The organism is Pseudomonas syringae, assembly GCF_021605415.1.
Lineage (GTDB): Bacteria > Pseudomonadota > Gammaproteobacteria > Pseudomonadales > Pseudomonadaceae > Aquipseudomonas > Aquipseudomonas syringae_S.
Map to the genome: position 1 here is coordinate 34,680 of NZ_WKEQ01000031.1, position 16,252 is coordinate 50,931.

General features: G+C 59.1%; 9 protein-coding genes. 5 read left to right on the top strand and 4 right to left on the bottom strand.

The genetic code is table 11. From position 1 onward, the window contains the following. Positions 1-172 precede the first annotated feature (172 nt). Complete coding sequence (putA, locus tag GIW69_RS20020; RefSeq protein ID WP_236484512.1) at positions 173-4,126, bottom strand: trifunctional transcriptional regulator/proline dehydrogenase/L-glutamate gamma-semialdehyde dehydrogenase; 3,954 nt, start codon at positions 4,124-4,126, stop codon at positions 173-175. Between the two features lie 459 nt (positions 4,127-4,585). Between putA and putP the strand changes: the two genes are divergently transcribed. The 5 genes from putP (at position 4,586) to GIW69_RS20045 (ending at position 10,788) form a co-directional block, all read left to right on the top strand. Continuing rightward, positions 4,586-6,070, top strand: a complete 1,485-nt coding sequence (putP, locus tag GIW69_RS20025; protein WP_236484513.1) for a sodium/proline symporter PutP — start codon at positions 4,586-4,588, stop codon at positions 6,068-6,070. 362 nt (positions 6,071-6,432) lie between these two features. After that, the gene (locus GIW69_RS20030) at positions 6,433-8,448 is read left to right on the top strand and encodes a type VI secretion system Vgr family protein (RefSeq protein ID WP_236484514.1); all 2,016 of its coding nucleotides are present in this window, start codon (positions 6,433-6,435) and stop codon (positions 8,446-8,448) included. Further along, positions 8,438-9,151, top strand: coding sequence for a DUF4123 domain-containing protein (locus GIW69_RS20035; RefSeq protein ID WP_236484534.1), 714 nt, complete (start codon positions 8,438-8,440; stop codon positions 9,149-9,151). Before GIW69_RS20030 ends, GIW69_RS20035 begins: the two co-directional genes overlap by 11 nt. A gap of 343 nt (positions 9,152-9,494) precedes the next feature. Then, complete coding sequence (locus GIW69_RS20040) at positions 9,495-9,803, top strand: hypothetical protein (RefSeq protein ID WP_236484515.1); 309 nt, start codon at positions 9,495-9,497, stop codon at positions 9,801-9,803. 148 nt (positions 9,804-9,951) lie between these two features. Next, positions 9,952-10,788, top strand: coding sequence for a 23S rRNA (adenine(2030)-N(6))-methyltransferase RlmJ (locus tag GIW69_RS20045; RefSeq protein WP_236484516.1), 837 nt, complete (start codon positions 9,952-9,954; stop codon positions 10,786-10,788). A 138-nt stretch (positions 10,789-10,926) separates the two neighbouring features. On the opposite strand, the gene msrA is transcribed toward GIW69_RS20045, so the two are convergent. From msrA to GIW69_RS20060, 3 genes are all read right to left on the bottom strand, one after another. After that, positions 10,927-11,592 carry a peptide-methionine (S)-S-oxide reductase MsrA gene (gene msrA, locus GIW69_RS20050; protein WP_236484517.1) on the bottom strand — a complete coding sequence of 222 codons (666 nt, stop codon included), beginning with the start codon at positions 11,590-11,592 and terminating at the stop codon, positions 10,927-10,929. A gap of 99 nt (positions 11,593-11,691) precedes the next feature. Further along, positions 11,692-14,388, bottom strand: a complete 2,697-nt coding sequence (locus GIW69_RS20055) for a GGDEF and EAL domain-containing protein (RefSeq protein WP_236484518.1) — start codon at positions 14,386-14,388, stop codon at positions 11,692-11,694. 243 nt (positions 14,389-14,631) lie between these two features. Continuing rightward, the gene (locus GIW69_RS20060) at positions 14,632-16,029 is read right to left on the bottom strand and encodes an alkaline phosphatase D family protein (RefSeq protein WP_236484519.1); all 1,398 of its coding nucleotides are present in this window, start codon (positions 16,027-16,029) and stop codon (positions 14,632-14,634) included. Positions 16,030-16,252: the final 223 nt, after the last annotated feature.

Genomic DNA, 16,252 nt, shown 5'->3' on the forward strand with positions numbered 1-16,252 from the left:
CGAGCGACGGCATAACAAACACCAAAAACCACTGTGGGAGCTGGCTTGCCAGCGAAGGCGCCGGATCAGTCAACAATAATGGTGACTGACACATCGCTATCGCTGGCAAGCCAGCTCCCACAGGGATTGTTGCTATGCCGGGCACCCCATGCAGGTGCCCGGATTATCGGGTTTAACCGATGGTCATCAGGCTGGCATTACCACCCGCCGCAGCGGTGTTAACGCTCAACGCCCGCTCGATCACCAGGCGCTCCAGCGCAATGTTGGTCTCGCCCTGGGACAGGCCCTGAACGCCAACGATCGCACCGGCACGCTTGGCCACTTGCTGGCAGACCGCGCGCAACTGGTCGGAATGGCCGTGATGCAGCACTGCATCAAACACCACTTCGTCCTTGTTCCAGTCGGAAACCAGTTTGATGCGTGACTGAATTTCCTTCGGCAGGCGTGCGAACAGCGCTTTGCTCATGTCGGATTCCGGCCATACCGCCGAACCGCCTACAGCCAGTGCCGCCGCCAGTTGGGTGAGCAGGTCGCCTTCGACGTCCGCCAGGCACAGGATGTGCTCGCGTGGCAGGATCGCGTAACTGTTGCGCTCACCGGTCGGGCCGGCCAGCAGGCGCGTCACACCGCTTTGCGATTGCGCTGCGTACTGCACGCAAAGAGTGCTGAGGTCGGCAAACTGATTGCTGTCGGCCCAGGCTTTCAGGGCGGTCAGCGGTTTGCTCATGGCGTCGCGCAGGCGAACGTCCGGAGCGGCGGCAGCATCACCGCGAGCGAAGGATTGTTCGATCGCATCCGTAGGACGCGTCGACAGCAAACGGTACAGGTACAGCGGGCCACCGGCCTTCGGACCAGTACCCGACAGGCCTTCGCCGCCGAATGGCTGCACACCGACCACGGCACCGACGATGTTGCGGTTGACGTAGACGTTACCGGCATTGACGTTGTCGATCACCTTGGCGATGGTTTCGTCGATGCGGGTGTGCACGCCCAGCGTCAAGCCGTAGCCGGAAGCGTTGATCTGCGCGATCAGTTGGTCGATGTCCTTGCGCTTGTAGCGAACCACGTGCAGCACCGGACCGAAGATCTCGCGTTGCAGCTCGTCAAAGCTTTCCAGTTCGATCAGGGTCGGCATGACGTAGGTGCCGCGTTTGACTTCTTCGCTGTCGGCAATGGCCACCTGGTACACGTTGCGACCTTTGTCGCGCATGCCCTGGATGTGCTTCTCGATACCGGCCTTGGCTTCGGCGTCGATCACCGGGCCAATGTCCACGGACAGCCGCTCCGGGTTGCCGAGTCGGCTTTCAGCCATCGCGCCTTTGAGCATTTCGATGACACGATCAGCGGAATCTTCCTGCAAGCAGAGCACACGCAGTGCCGAGCAACGCTGGCCGGCGCTGTCGAAGGCCGAGGACACCACGTCGATCACGACTTGTTCGGTCAGTGCCGAGGAGTCGACGATCATCGCGTTCTGGCCACCGGTTTCGGCGATCAGTGGGATCGGACGGCCCTGGTTGTCCAGGCGACCGGCAATGTTGCGTTGCAGCAGGCGGGCCACTTCAGTGGAGCCGGTGAACATCACGCCTTTGACGCGTTCGTCGCCCACCAGACCGGCGCCGACGGTTTCACCGCGACCCGGCAACAGTTGCAGCACGCCTTCCGGAATCCCGGCTTCAAGCATCAGGCGCACAGCCTGAGCCGCCACCAGCGGGGTTTGTTCCGCAGGCTTGGCGAGCACCGGGTTACCGGCGGCGAGTGCAGCGGCGACCTGGCCGCTGAAGATCGCCAGCGGGAAGTTCCACGGGCTGATGCAGACCACCGGGCCCAGCGGGCGGTGCGCGTCGTTGCTGAAATCGTTGCGCGCCTGAACCGCGTAATAACGCAGGAAGTCGACGGCTTCGCGGACTTCGGCGATGGCGTTGGCGTAGGTCTTGCCGGCTTCACGGGCCAGCAGGCCCATCAGCGGCTGGATCTCGGCTTCCATCAGGTCGGCGGCGCGTTCCAGAATCGCGGCGCGTTCGGCCGGCGGGGTAGCCTGCCAGATTGGCGCGGCGTTCAGTGCGCACTGGATCGCGTTGTCGACGTCTTCAACGGTGGCTTCTTGCACATGGCCGACCACGTCACGCAGATCCGACGGGTTCAATACCGGCGCCGGGGTTTCGCTGCTGGTAGCGCAACCGAGCATCGGCGCGGCTTTCCAGTGGTTGTGCGCGGTAGCCAGCAGAGCGCAGGACAACGACGCCAGTCGATGTTCGTTGGCCATGTCGATGCCGCTGGAGTTGGCGCGCTCGGAACCGTACAGGTCACGCGGCAGCGGAATGCGCGGGTGCGGCAGGCCGAAACCGCCTTCCAGCGTTGCCATCTGCTCGATCTGGGCAACCGGATCGGCCACCAGTTCCTGAATCGAGATCGACTGGTCGGCGATGCGGTTGACGAACGACGTGTTGGCGCCGTTCTCCAGCAGACGACGCACCAGATAGGCCAGCAAAGTTTCGTGGGTGCCGACCGGTGCGTACACACGGCACGGACGGTTCAACTTGCCTTCGGAGACTTTGCCTACAACCTGCTCGTACAACGGTTCGCCCATGCCGTGCAGGCATTGGAACTCGTACTGACCGGGGTAATAGTTCTGACCGGCAATGTGGTAAATCGCCGACAAGGTGTGGGCGTTGTGCGTGGCGAACTGCGGGTAAATGACTTCCGGCACCGAGAGCAGTTTGCGTGCGCAAGCGATGTAGGAAACGTCGGTGTACACCTTGCGGGTGTAGACCGGATAGCCTTCCAGGCCTTCGACCTGAGCGCGCTTGATTTCGCTGTCCCAGTACGCGCCTTTCACCAAGCGGATCATCAGGCGATGACGGCTGCGACGAGCCAGGTCGATCACGTAATCGATCACGTACGGGCAACGCTTCTGATAAGCCTGGATGACGAAACCGATGCCGTTCCAGCCAGTCAGTTGCGGCTCGAAGCACAGGCGCTCGAGCAGATCCAGCGACAGCTCGAGACGGTCGGCTTCTTCAGCGTCGATGTTCAGGCCGATGTCGTAGTGCTTGGCCAGCAAGGTCAGCGACAGCAGGCGCGGATACAGCTCATCCATCACGCGCTCGTACTGCGCACGGCTGTAACGCGGGTGCAATGCCGACAGCTTGATGGAAATGCCCGGGCCTTCATAAATCCCACGACCGTGGGAGGCTTTGCCAATCGAGTGAATGGCTTGTTCGTACGAGGCCAGGTACTTCTGCGCGTCGTGTTCGGTGAGTGCGGCTTCACCGAGCATGTCGTAGGAATAGCGGAAACCCTTGGTTTCGAACTTGCTCGCGTTGGCCAAGGCTTCGGCGATGGTTTCACCGGTAACGAACTGCTCGCCCATCAGGCGCATGGCCATGTCGACGCCCTTGCGGATCATCGGCTCGCCGCTCTTGCCGATGATGCGGCTCAGGGACGAAGTCAGGCCGGCTTCGTTATGCGTCGACACCAGTTTGCCGGTTAGCAGCAGGCCCCAGGTCGCGGCGTTGACGAACAGCGACGGGCTGTTGCCCAAGTGCGGATGCCAATTACCGGTGCTGATTTTGTCGCGGATCAGTGCGTCGCGAGTGCCCTTGTCCGGGATGCGCAGCAGCGCCTCGGCCAGGCACATCAGGGCTACGCCTTCCTGGGACGACAGGGAAAATTCCTGCAGCAAACCTTGAACAATGCCTGCACGACCGCCGGCACTTTTCTGATTGCGCAGTTTTTCGGCGATGGATGCGGCGAGTTTGTTGGTGGCTTCGGCCATCGGCGCCGGCAGGCGAGCCTGTTCGATCAGCATCGGCACGACTTCCGGCTCAGGGCGGCGGTAAGCGGCGGTGATCGAAGCGCGCAGAACCGATTGCGGCAGGATGCTTTCGGCGAATTCGAGGAAGCACTGGTGAGCGTGATCGGCGTGGACTTCGCCCGCGTCGTCGGCGTCCTTGGCGGTCAAGCCGTTCAGCTCGGTCAGGGTTGCACCACCCTCGAGTTTTTCCAGGTAATTGAAAATTGCCTGCTTGATCAGCCAGTGCGGCGTGCGATCAATCGACGTCGCGGCCGCCTTGAGGCGTTCGCGGGTCGGGTCATCGAGTTTGACCCCAAGGGTGGTGGTAGCCATATTTTTATCCTCATGGTTGCCACAGTTGCGTGGCATCAGCTGGCCGCAAGATTAGCTGCGCACCGAATGAGGTGCAACCGGGTGCAACCCTTTTTTTGTCGGAATAATCCGCAGTTCGTCAGGAATTAATTTCTGGAACGAAAGTACTGCCCCTGCTTGGTGCTTTTACTTCTAGACAAAGGCCTCGACTGCATCAAAAGGGAGCAAAAACGCTGCAATTGTCGATAATTCCGACTAGGTGCAACTTATTCTGGCAAAACAGGTTGCACCTCATTTGATTTGTTGCATAGCATTCGCGCCCAAGGTGCAACCGGTTCTATAACGGCTTCACCGGCTGATGGCTTTCCTGGGGAAACATCAGTCCTAAATGCGCGGGATCCCGGATCGTCTGCCAAACGTCGTCGTTTGCGTGCGGTTCATCACCGCCGCTACATAAAAACAAAGCCAGGGCGTAACTCAATGAGCGTTAGCAATCCAACACTGATCACATTCGTGATCTACATCGCAGCAATGGTGCTGATCGGCCTGATGGCTTATCGCTCCACCAACAACCTGTCTGATTACATTCTCGGTGGCCGCAGCCTCGGCAGCGTCGTCACGGCATTGTCTGCCGGTGCGTCCGACATGAGCGGCTGGCTATTGATGGGCCTGCCAGGCGCCATCTATATGTCGGGACTGTCCGAAGGCTGGATCGCCATCGGTCTGGTCGTCGGTGCTTACCTGAACTGGCTGTTCGTCGCCGGCCGTCTGCGTGTGCAGACCGAGCACAACGGCGATGCCCTGACCCTGCCGGACTACTTCGCCAGCCGTTTTGAAGATAACACCGGCCTGCTGCGGATTATTTCAGCAATCGTGATTCTGGTGTTCTTCACCATCTATTGCGCTTCCGGCATCGTCGCCGGTGCCCGTCTGTTCGAAAGCACCTTCGGCATGTCCTACGAAACGGCGCTGTGGGCCGGTGCTGCGGCGACGATTGCCTACACCTTCATCGGTGGTTTCCTGGCCGTGAGCTGGACCGACACCGTACAAGCCACGCTGATGATTTTCGCGCTGATTCTGACGCCGATCATCGTCCTGCTGGCGACCGGCGGCGTCGACACCACGTTCCTGGCCATCGAAGCGCAAGACCCAAGCAACTTCGACATGCTCAAGGGCACTACGTTTATCGGCATCGTCTCGCTGATGGGTTGGGGTCTGGGCTACTTCGGTCAGCCGCACATCCTCGCGCGTTTCATGGCCGCTGACTCGGTCAAATCCATTGCCAAGGCCCGTCGCATCTCCATGACCTGGATGATCCTGTGCCTGGCCGGCACCGTGGCCGTGGGCTTCTTCGGTATCGCTTACTTCTCGGCGCACCCGGAAGTCGCGGGCCCTGTGACCGAAAACCCTGAGCGTGTGTTCATTGAGCTGGCGAAGATCCTGTTCAACCCATGGGTTGCCGGTGTGTTGCTGTCAGCCATTCTGGCTGCCGTGATGAGCACCCTGAGCTGCCAGTTGCTGGTGTGTTCGAGCGCCCTGACCGAAGACTTCTACAAAACCTTCCTGCGCAAATCCGCTTCCCAGGTCGAGCTGGTCTGGGTCGGCCGCGCCATGGTGTTGCTGGTCGCCTTGATCGCCATCGCACTGGCCTCTGACCCGGACAACCGTGTACTGGGCCTGGTGTCTTACGCCTGGGCCGGTTTCGGTGCCGCATTCGGTCCTGTTGTGCTGATCTCCGTGGTCTGGAAGAACATGACTCGCAACGGCGCACTGGCCGGTATTCTGGTCGGCGCAATCACCGTCGTGGTCTGGAAGCACTTCGAGCTGCTGGGTCTGTACGAAATCATCCCGGGCTTCATCTTCGCCAGCCTGGCGATCTACTTCGTCAGCAACATGGGCGAGCCAACCATGGGCATGGTCAAGCGCTTCGAAGCGGCCGAAAAAGATTTCCACCTGAACAAGTGATTGCGATGAGCTGAGGCTCGAAGCGATTGCCGACAAGAAAACGGCCCGTCTCCTACAAGAGACGGGCCGTTTTTTGTTGCCTGCACAATCTCAAATACGCCGAAGACTCCTGTGGGAGCTGGCTTGCCAGCGATGGCGTGGTGTCAGTCACAGGGGATTTCTGATGGGCTGGCCTCATCGCTGGTTTGCCAGCTCCCACAGGGATTTGAGCGTTCCGAGGATATGTCTGTAGTCGGACTAACCGTTTTCTGAAAGGGTATTCGACCGCTTGTGTAGTCCAAATCTGATTTTGCTGTCCAGCGGTTTACACGCTTCGCCCCTCATGCAGAATCGCCCGCCTTCATTCTGCAGAGAGACATCGGATGTTCGCGCCTGCCAATCAACCGCGTTTCACGTTGACCCTCGAAGGCGTCCAGATTGACCTCAAAGTGCTTGAGTTCACGGGCAAGGAAGCCATCAGCCAACCCTTTCGTTTTGAGCTGGAGCTGGTCAGTGAGCGACCGGATCTTGATCTGGAAAGCCTGCTGCACTGTCAGGCGTTTCTGAGTTTCAATGCTGAGGGTTCCGGCATTCACGGTCAGATTTATCAGGTCGGGCAGGGGGATTCCGGTAAACGTCTGACCCGTTATCACCTCAGCCTGGTGCCGCGACTCGCCTACCTCGGCCATCGCATTAATCAACGAATCTTCCAGCATCAAAGCGTGCCGCAGATCGTTGCGCAGGTGCTCAAGGATCACGCCATCCTGCGCGATGCCTTTGAGTTCCGTCTCGGCAGTGAATATCCAGAGCGCGAATACTGCGTGCAGTACGCCGAAAGCGATCTGGCGTTCATTCAGCGCTTGTGTGCCGAAGTCGGCATTCACTTCCATTTTCAGCACAGCTGTGAAGGCCACCTGCTGGTATTCGGCGACGACCAGACCGTGTTTCCCCGTTTGCCCGATTCGACCTTGTATCTGCCGGGCAGCGGCATGGCGGGCGCGGCGCCGGCGATCAAGCGTTTCAACGTAAGGGTGGAAACCCGCACCAGCGTTGTCACTCGCCGTGATTACGATTTCCAAAAGCCTAAATTGTTTATGGAAAGCCGCGTGGACGGCGAGCAACGACCGGTGTTGGAGGATTACCACTTCCCCGGCCAGTTCAACGAGCGCAATACCGGTAAACAAATCGCCCAGCGAGCGCTTGAACGCCATGCCGCTGATTATCGTCAGGCCCAGGGCCACAGCGACGAATCCGCGCTTGTCAGTGGACATTTCCTGCAACTCACCGAGCATCCGCGCACGGACTGGAACGACTTGTGGCTGCTCACTGCCATCGAACACCGTGGGCGCCAACCGCAAGTGCTGGAGGAATCGGTGACCAGTGATGGGGAAGAATTCCAGGGTTACCGTAATACCTTTCTTGCCACGCCGTGGGACGTGTTCTTCCGCCCACCGCTCGGGCCGGAAAAGCCTCGCATGCTCGGCTATCAGCCTGCGGTTGTGACCGGCCCGAAAGACAGCGAAATCCATTGCGACGAATACGGCCGGGTCAAAGTGCAATTGGCCTGGGATCGCGACGGCGAACTCAACGAGCATTCCAGTTGCTGGCTACGCGTGGCCACCGGTTGGGCACACGACCGTTATGGCAGCGTGCTGATCCCGCGGGTCGGCATGGAAGTGCTGGTCGGCTTCATCGACGCCGATGCCGACAAACCGCTGGTAATGGGCTGCCTGCCGAATGCCGCGACGCCGGTGCCGCTGGATCTGCCGGCGGACAAGACCCGCAGTATTTTCCGCAGCCAAAGCAGTCCGGGCGGCGGAGGCTACAACGAAGTGCGGATCGAAGATCGCAAAGGCGCCGAGGAAATCTACCTGCGTGCCCAGCGAAACTGGACGCAGCACGTGCTTCACGATCAGCAGGTGCAGGTCGACAACCAGCGCAGCATCGTTGTCACAGGCCTGGCGAAACATGAACTGAAAGCCGATGAGCAACGCATCACCCACGGCCAGCGTCTGACAGAGGTTAAACAAGACGACCATTTATCGGTAGCCGGCGACCGCCATATCCAGGTGAGCAATCAAGCGGTCAGCGTCAGCCAGCAATTCCACGTCAGCGCCGGGCAGCAAGTCGTCATCGACGGCGGAGCGAGCGTGACGATTCAGGCGGGCGGGCAGTGGATCAACATCGGCCCCGGCGGGATTTTCAGCAGCGTACCGATTCAAGTCGGTGGCGCACCGATGGCGGCGATGACTGCTGCGCCGGTGGTTCCGGGTTTACCAGAGAAAATGGTCGCGGCGCCGGCGGCGATGCTTACGGCTGCGCAGATCATGAGTCTGAAAAGCGATGCGCCGTTTTGTGAAGAATGTGAGCGTTGCAAGGATGGTGTTTGTGCCGCCTGATTTTCAACCTCGTGCGTGGCTGGCAACCACTCCGCTCAAATCGTCGGAGCAATTGTTCGCCATCTTCAGCAGCGCCAGTTCCATTGAGCCCTTAAAGGCATGGCAGCACTGTTCGAATACTCACGTTCCACATTCGATCTGGGACAACACTGCCTATGCCGAGTGGGACGCTGTAATGCCTTACGTGGGAATTGTCGACGCTGACAGTGAGTTTCTGGATTGGGTGGCGACGACGGAGTCTCGCGACTGGGGCTGGCTGGCCGTTTCGTCGGCGAGTCTTGAGGTCGTGGTCGAGCATTTCCGAAGTCTGACTCAGGTGCTGACGCCGGAGGGTAAAGCGGTGTTTTTTCGTTTTTGGGATGGACGTTTTCTGTTGCCGATTCTGCTGTCGGCCGAAGTGGATGCTGCGCAGTTGTTGCCGGTGATCGAGCGCGGTTTGATCAATGGGCAGGCGATTGAGATCAATGGAACGGCGAAGGCTTCGGAGCGGGGTTTTCCCTGGTGGCAGGTGCCTGAGTCGGTTGTTGCTCAGGTGGGCGTTGAGGTTCAGATTCGTAATGCGTTGCTATGGCTGAGCGAAAATCATCCGGCATTGTATGAGGCGTTTCCCGAAACTGTTTTGTGCCGGAAGGTCGAAAGGTTTTTCGTGGAATCAGGGCCGGGTCATGTGTTGCTGGACTACCTGGCCGAAGAGCTGGATTGATGGATCGGAGAAATTTCCGGGCAAAGCCCTCGGAAATTTCCTTCAAGTTGTGACGGTTTGCGTGAACTGGTGGGCGGTGGGTTGCGGAGATAGTCTTTCACTTGTCACCGCAGAGGCGGTGGCGGGGTGTAGGAACCCTCAGATTCACCGTGCACCAGCGTTGTGTTCGATTGCGGCACCTGACGCGTGTCCGTAACATTCTTCGCGGCGACTGTGCGCGGGACACGCTTCGGCGTGAGCTGAGTTGGTGGATCTTCAGTTTCCTACTCTCGCGTACGGTTGCCACCCAAACCTGTAGGAAGGTCGTTGGCAGCTTGAATTTTTCCGCCAAAGGTATTCAGAAATGACGACGCTAACACCCGATCCACCCTACGAAAGAATCATCCCCGACCCCAAAAACCGCTTCATGGCGCTGACCGGCAATTGCAGCGACATGCCCACCCTGTTCATCGACACCCACGCCCCCATCGACGTCCTGCTGGACGCCGCCAGACACCGCATCTGTGCCGTCACCCAAGTGCTGGAAAACATGTCCATGCGGGGTTCGGTCGAATGTGATTCGGTGATCCTCAGCGATTTTGCGTTGCTGTGTGCGATTTCCCTGCGTGATGGCTGTGATGTGCTGGATGTGGTCGGGCGGCGGGTCGGGTGAAGCCAGATCAAAAGATCGCAGCCTGCGGCAGCTCCTGCACGGGTTGCCGCAGGCTGCGATTTTTTGACGTTGAGCGCGTCCACTCAGCCGCCACTCCTGACTTGCCGTCCGGTAAAAGGTAAACTTTGCGCCCTTCGCAGGAGCAGCCATGAATTATCGTCACGCCTTCCATGCCGGCAATCACGCCGATGTGTTCAAACACCTGACCTTGACCCGCCTCATCGCCCTGATGTCGCGCAAGGAGCAGCCGTTTGCCTATCTCGACAGCCACGCCGGTATCGGTCTGTATGACTTGCAGGGCGATCAGGCGAATCGCACCGGCGAGTATCTGGAAGGCATTGCGCGGTTGTGGGATCAGCCGGATCTGCCGGCGCTGACCGCCGACTACATGAACGTACTGCATGCCATGAACCCGGATGGCCAGTTGCGCTATTACCCGGGTTCGCCGGAGCTGGCGCGGCGTCTGACCCGACCGCAGGATCGGGTAATGCTCAACGAAAAGCATCCGGAAGACGGCGTGCTGCTCAAGGACAACATGGCGGGTGATCGTCGGGTGAAGGTTCATCTGGGCGAAGGCTGGCATGTGGCGCGGGCGATGTTGCCGGTGCAGGAGAAGCGTGCGGTGATGTTGATCGATCCGCCGTTCGAACAGCTCGATGAAATGCAGAAGTGCGCGGCGTCGATGAAAGAGGCCATCGGCCGGATGCGCCAGACTGTGGCGGCGATCTGGTATCCGGTGAAGGATCAGCGCGCATTGCGTCGGTTCTATCAGGATCTGGCCGGCACCGGTGCGCCGAAACTGCTGCGAGTGGAATTGCTGGTGCATCCGCTGGACACGCCAAACAGCCTGAACGGCTCCGGGCTGGCGATTGCCAATCCGCCGTGGGGGCTGGAGGAAGAGCTGCGGGAGTTGTTGCCGTGGTTGTCCAAGAAGCTCGGGCAGACCCAGGGTGGGTGGCAGATGGATTGGTTGATTGCTGAATAAGACCGCTGCGAGTGATCGTTCCCATGCTCTGCGTGGGAATGCCTCTAGGGACGCTCCGCGTTCCAGTGCTGGAAGGGGACGCGGAGCGTCCCGGGCTGCATTCCCACGCGGAGCGTGGGAACGATCAGAGTCGGGAGGTCAGTTGCCGGCCAGGCTCGCGGGCATGCACACGCCGGTGCCGCCGATGCCGCAGTAGCCTTCGGGATTTTTCGCCAAGTATTGCTGGTGATAGGTTTCGGCGAAGTAGACCGTGGGCGCCTGGTCGATTTCGGTGCTGATTTCACCGAGGCCGGCCTTGGACAGTTCGGCCTGATAGGTGTCCTTGCTCTTGAGCGCCGCGTCGAGTTGTTCGGGCGAGGTCGCGTAGATCACCGAACGGTACTGGGTGCCGATGTCGTTGCCTTGGCGCATGCCTTGGGTCGGGTTGTGCAATTCCCAGAACATGGCCAGCAGTTCTTCGTAGCTGACCTTTGCTTTGTCATACACCACCAGCACCACTTCAGCGTGGCCGGTCAGGCCCGAGCAGACTTCTTCGTAAGTCGGGTTCGGCGTGAAGCCGCCGGCGTAACCGACGACGGTGCTGACCACACCTTCGCGCTGCCAGAAGCGGCGTTCGGCGCCCCAGAAGCAGCCCAGTCCGAAGATGGCGAAATCGACGTCTTCGAAAAACGGCCCAAGCAATGGGGTGTCTTCGAACACAAAGTGTTTTTCCGGCAGGGTCATCGCGGTGTCGCGGCCGGGCAGGGCTTGTTCTTTCGTCGGGAGCACGTTTTTGTTCACCAGAATTTCCGAGCGCAAGACCATGTTCAGTCCCCTCAGTGGTTGAGATGTAAAATTCAGACCGCCAGTGTGCCCAATGATGCCCGCTTACGCACTATCCAAATATGGGGGGATTTGGAGTAATCAGAACGGGAGCGGGCCGCGGGGGTAGCGCTTGAGTGCCTGGATCAGTTCGGCGCCGGGAATTGGCCGGTCGAACAGATAGCCCTGGCCGACATCGCAGCGGTGGCGCCGCAAAAACGCCAGCTGTTCGGCGGTTTCGATGCCTTCGGCCACAACTTTCAGTTTCAGGTTGTGCGCCATGGCGATCACGGCGGAGGTGATCTCCATGTCGTCCTGGTTGTCCGGGATTTCGTGGATGAAGCTGCGATCGATCTTGATGATGTCGATCGGGAATTTCTTCAGATAACTGAGCGATGAGTAACCAGTGCCGAAGTCATCCATGGCCAGGGTCAGACCCAGGCGCTTGAGCTGGTCGAGCTGCAAGTGCGTGTCTTCGGTGGCTTCCAGCAACAGGCCTTCGGTCAGTTCCAGCTCCAGCAGATTGGCCGGCAGCGCTTCTTCCTTGAGGATGTTGGCGATGGAGGCGACCAGATCGGGATCGGAGAACTGCTTCGGCGACAGGTTGATTGCCACTTGTAGATTGCCCAGGCCGGCGGCGGACAGGGCTTTGCTCATGCGGCAGGCCTGACGGGCGATCCACTTGCCGATCGGGATAATCAGGCCGGTTTCTTCGGCGACGCTGATGAACTGGTCCGGACGAATCATGCCGCGCTCCGGATGGTTCCAGCGCAGCAGCGCTTCCATGCCCAGCAAACGGCCGCTGCGCAGGCACAGTTTCGGCTGATAAAACACGTCGAGTTCGTTCTGGGTCAAGGCGCGGCGCAAGTTGTTTTCGACGAACAGTTTGTAACTGGCTTCGGCGTTCAGCGCTTCGGTGAATACCTGCAACTGATGTTTGCCGTTGGCTTTGGCCTTGTGCAGCGCCAGGCCGGCGTTGCGCATCAAGGTTTGCGGATCGCGCCCGTGCAGCGGCGCGCAGGCGAGACCGACGGAGCCGGTAACGCTGATCAACTGGTTATCGACGAACATCGGCTTGTCGAGGGTCATCAGCAACTGGCTGGCGATCTGTTGGCCGGTTTCCAGATCCGTGTCGTCCAGCAACACCGCGAATTCGTTACTGGCGAAACGCGCCAGACTGCCGCTCGGGCTCAGGCTGTTGCGCAGGCGCCGGGCGAGGCTGATCAGTAGTTTGTCGCCGGTCTGGTGGCCGAGGCTGTCGTTGATCCGCTTGAAATTATCGATGTCCACCAGCAACAGGCTGATCGGGGTATCGGTGTCCCGGGCGAAGCGTTCGTCGAGGTTGCGGATGAAGGCCGGGCGGTTGCCCAGATTGGTCAGGTTGTCGGTGTAGGCCAGGCGTTCGATGCGCTGTTGCGCGAGCTTGGTCTGGGTGATGTCTTCGTAGATGCCGATGTAGTGCGTCAACTCACGGTTGTCACCGTAAACCTTGGAAATCGACAACTGGCCCCAATAGGGTTCGAGGTTTTTCCGCCGGCTCTTGAATTCGCCCTGCCAGCTGTTGCTCTTGGCCAGCGCGGAGGGCGCGTCGAACAGCAGTTCGCTGAGGTTCTCCAGCGCCGGCAACTCAGACAGGCGCTGGCCGTGGACTTCCTCGGTGGTGTACTGGGTGATTGCGGTGAAGCTTGGGTTGACGTACTCGACCACGCCGTCGCAGTTGACCAGCAAAAAGGCGTTGGCGCTTTGTTCGACCGCGCGCTGGAACAAATGCAGGGCGCTGGTGGCGGTGCGGCGGTTGTGGTTGTTGATGACCTGCGCGAACTGGTCGGCCAGCTCGCCGGCGAAGGCGATTTCATCCGCTTGCCAGGCGCGGGTGACGCCGGTTTGCTCCAGGCACAGCACGCCGATCACCTGACCGTCGACGCGGATGCTGGCATCGAGCATCGCGTTGACATCACGCGGGCGCAGGGCTTCGGCGATCTCGCGAGTGCGGGGGTCACGCATGGCGTTGTTCGCGTCGATGGCGCGGCTGCTGTGCAACGCCTCCATGTAATCGGGGAAATCGCTGATGTCGATCTCGTCGGGCAGCAAGTATTCCTGGGTCGCCCGGTGATAAGCCGAGATCGGCACCAGACGCTGACCTTCGAGATTCCACAGACTGGCGCAGTCGATTTCATAGATATCGCAGGCGCAGCGGGTGATCAGCTCGGCAGCCTCATGCAGCGAATTGCTGCTGCTGTAACGCTGACGGGCCAACAGCAGGATCAAATCCTGCTGGGCACGCACCCGTTCCAGGTGTTGCAGTTGCTCCTGCTGGGCGCGCTGGTTGAGTTCCAGCGCGATCTGCAGTCGGGAATTCTGGGTTTCCAGATCAAGCGAGGTTGGCGGCGGTTCGCCGTCGAGCGCCTCAGCGACCACCATCAGATAACCGCGCAGCAAATGGCGATTGTGCTGCTTATAGCCTTCGCCGATTTCCAGCAGATTCAATGAACCGGCCGGCGTGTGCAGGGTATAGCGCACCAGATAATGAGGGTTTTCGCCCAGTTGTTGCTGGATCGCGTCATGCAACTGATAGCGCGCTTCGGGCTCCATCAGGCTGGCGTAAGGCGAGCCGACCAGTGCGCAAAGCTCGACCGCTGGTTGGCCGAACTGGCGTTCGCAATTGGGATCAAGAAACAACATGGCCCAGCTGGCTTCATTCAGCCGCTCGTAACGCAGCATCCCGAGCCGCGAGGGCACAGGCAACTGCGTCACTACCTCGGCCACCATACGGCTGGCGGCATCGGGTTGGCTCTTCATGAAGGAGACTCGCTTGGGAATTTGCTGAACGCGCCGGACTCGCGCCCTCTTTACTGTTGGCTGCGGCAAGGTTGCATCATTGCGGCACCGACTGACAAGAGACATGAAGGCCAAGTGCTATAAGAATATGTCGGCTGGAGTGAACATTTCTTCAGCGAGCCGGTAAAAACAGCGAAAAGATCGCAGCCTGCACCAATGCAATCCCCTGTGGGCGCCGCCGCAGGTTGCGATCTTTTGCCCTTTTTAACGCAACGCAATGCCAATCGATTGCAGCCGCTTGCCCTCGCGGTCGTGATAATTGACCTGTATCTGCCCAGCCTCGACCACGATGTGGGCGAAATTATCTTCGCTGACCACCAGGCTGGTCAGTTCATGCCGATACTCGCCTGCCGCCGTCACCGCCAAGGGCTCATCGAGGATGAACGTCGACGCCTTGGCGTAAGGCAGCAGCTTGCTGTTGCACAGTGGCGAGGACACGATGGTGTGGACTTCGAAGTCCGGGTCTTCGCTGTGCGTCAGGCGGCTGGTCAAAGAGCCGTGGACATCGCCGGACACAAACACCGCGTTACGTATCCGATGAGTGCGGATAGTTTCCAGCAAACGCAAGCGCTGTTCGGGAAACACCTTCCACGCATCATCGCCATGCTGTTTGCGATCCGGATAGAACATCACGCTGGTGACCACGAATTTGACCCGCGCCGGGCTATCGATCAGCCATCGGCAAAGGGCCTGCTCCTGCTCTCTATCAAGGATTCGTCGATTCTCGGCCGACAGGTTGCGCCGGGTTCGGCTGTCGGTCACGAACCATTCGATATCCCCGTCGCTGAACGTGTACCAATAATGCTCAAGTTTATGTCGGTTGACGTCTCCTTTTACGGTCAACTCATGGGTCGGACTGTGACTGGCTTGATAGATCTCGTAAGCAGCCATGGCATTGCGATATAAGTCTGCGTCGGAACTTGCGGCGTTGGCGGGCCAGTTATCTTCGATTTCATGGTCATCCAGAATCATGTAAGTCGACGTGCCGGACATTAGTTTTTGAATATTTGGCTGCGAGAAGGCCGAACGGTACTTTTTCAATATGTCCTGATACTCCCGATCCGGCGCAACGACATTCAAGTCGTCTACATAGATCTGATCCCCAGTCATCAATGTCGCGCTGATCGGTGGTTGTGCGCCCTCAATCAACTGGTTGATCGAGGCAAAAATCCTGTCGCCGAGCTGGGGCATGGAGGCGACGCCTGCCGTCATGCGTAAATATCGGCACGAGCCGACGATATAGGCGCGAGCCGGTTCGGGGTCTGCGCAGCGGGTACGCAGGCGATAAATCTCCCGGGGCCACTGCAACGGTAATTCGGTGATGCTCTCAACAGTGTGTCCGGGATTCATCGGGCTGAACCAGCCCGCCTGATATTCATATTCTGTGTCGCTGGCCAGTTCATTGAGGACAAATACCCAGGACATGTCGTGCACCGGGTCCAGAAGTGCAAACAGGGGCGTTGACCAACGTTGCTCAGCTATCTTGCGAAAACGAATGGCCGCAAATACCGGTTTATCGTGCTGGTAATTACCTCGAATAAATATTCGTGCATGGTTAGTTGTGGTGTGGCCAATAATCGGGCCGATAACAGGCTTGAACATGTTCGAATCCATTCGAATTAATTCGGTTTATAAGTAAGTGTTTGCAAAGTTCAATGGTTAACTTTGGTGTTCCAAGATTAGTGGTCTGTTGATAAAAAATATCGGCACGAAGTCGACTGGATGTGTGGCTTTGTTAAGCCTTGTTTGTAGGAAATGTGCGCTGAGAGGTTTTTTTCAGGCAAAAAAAGCCCCGTCAAACTGACGGGGTTGAGGTACGAGCGTG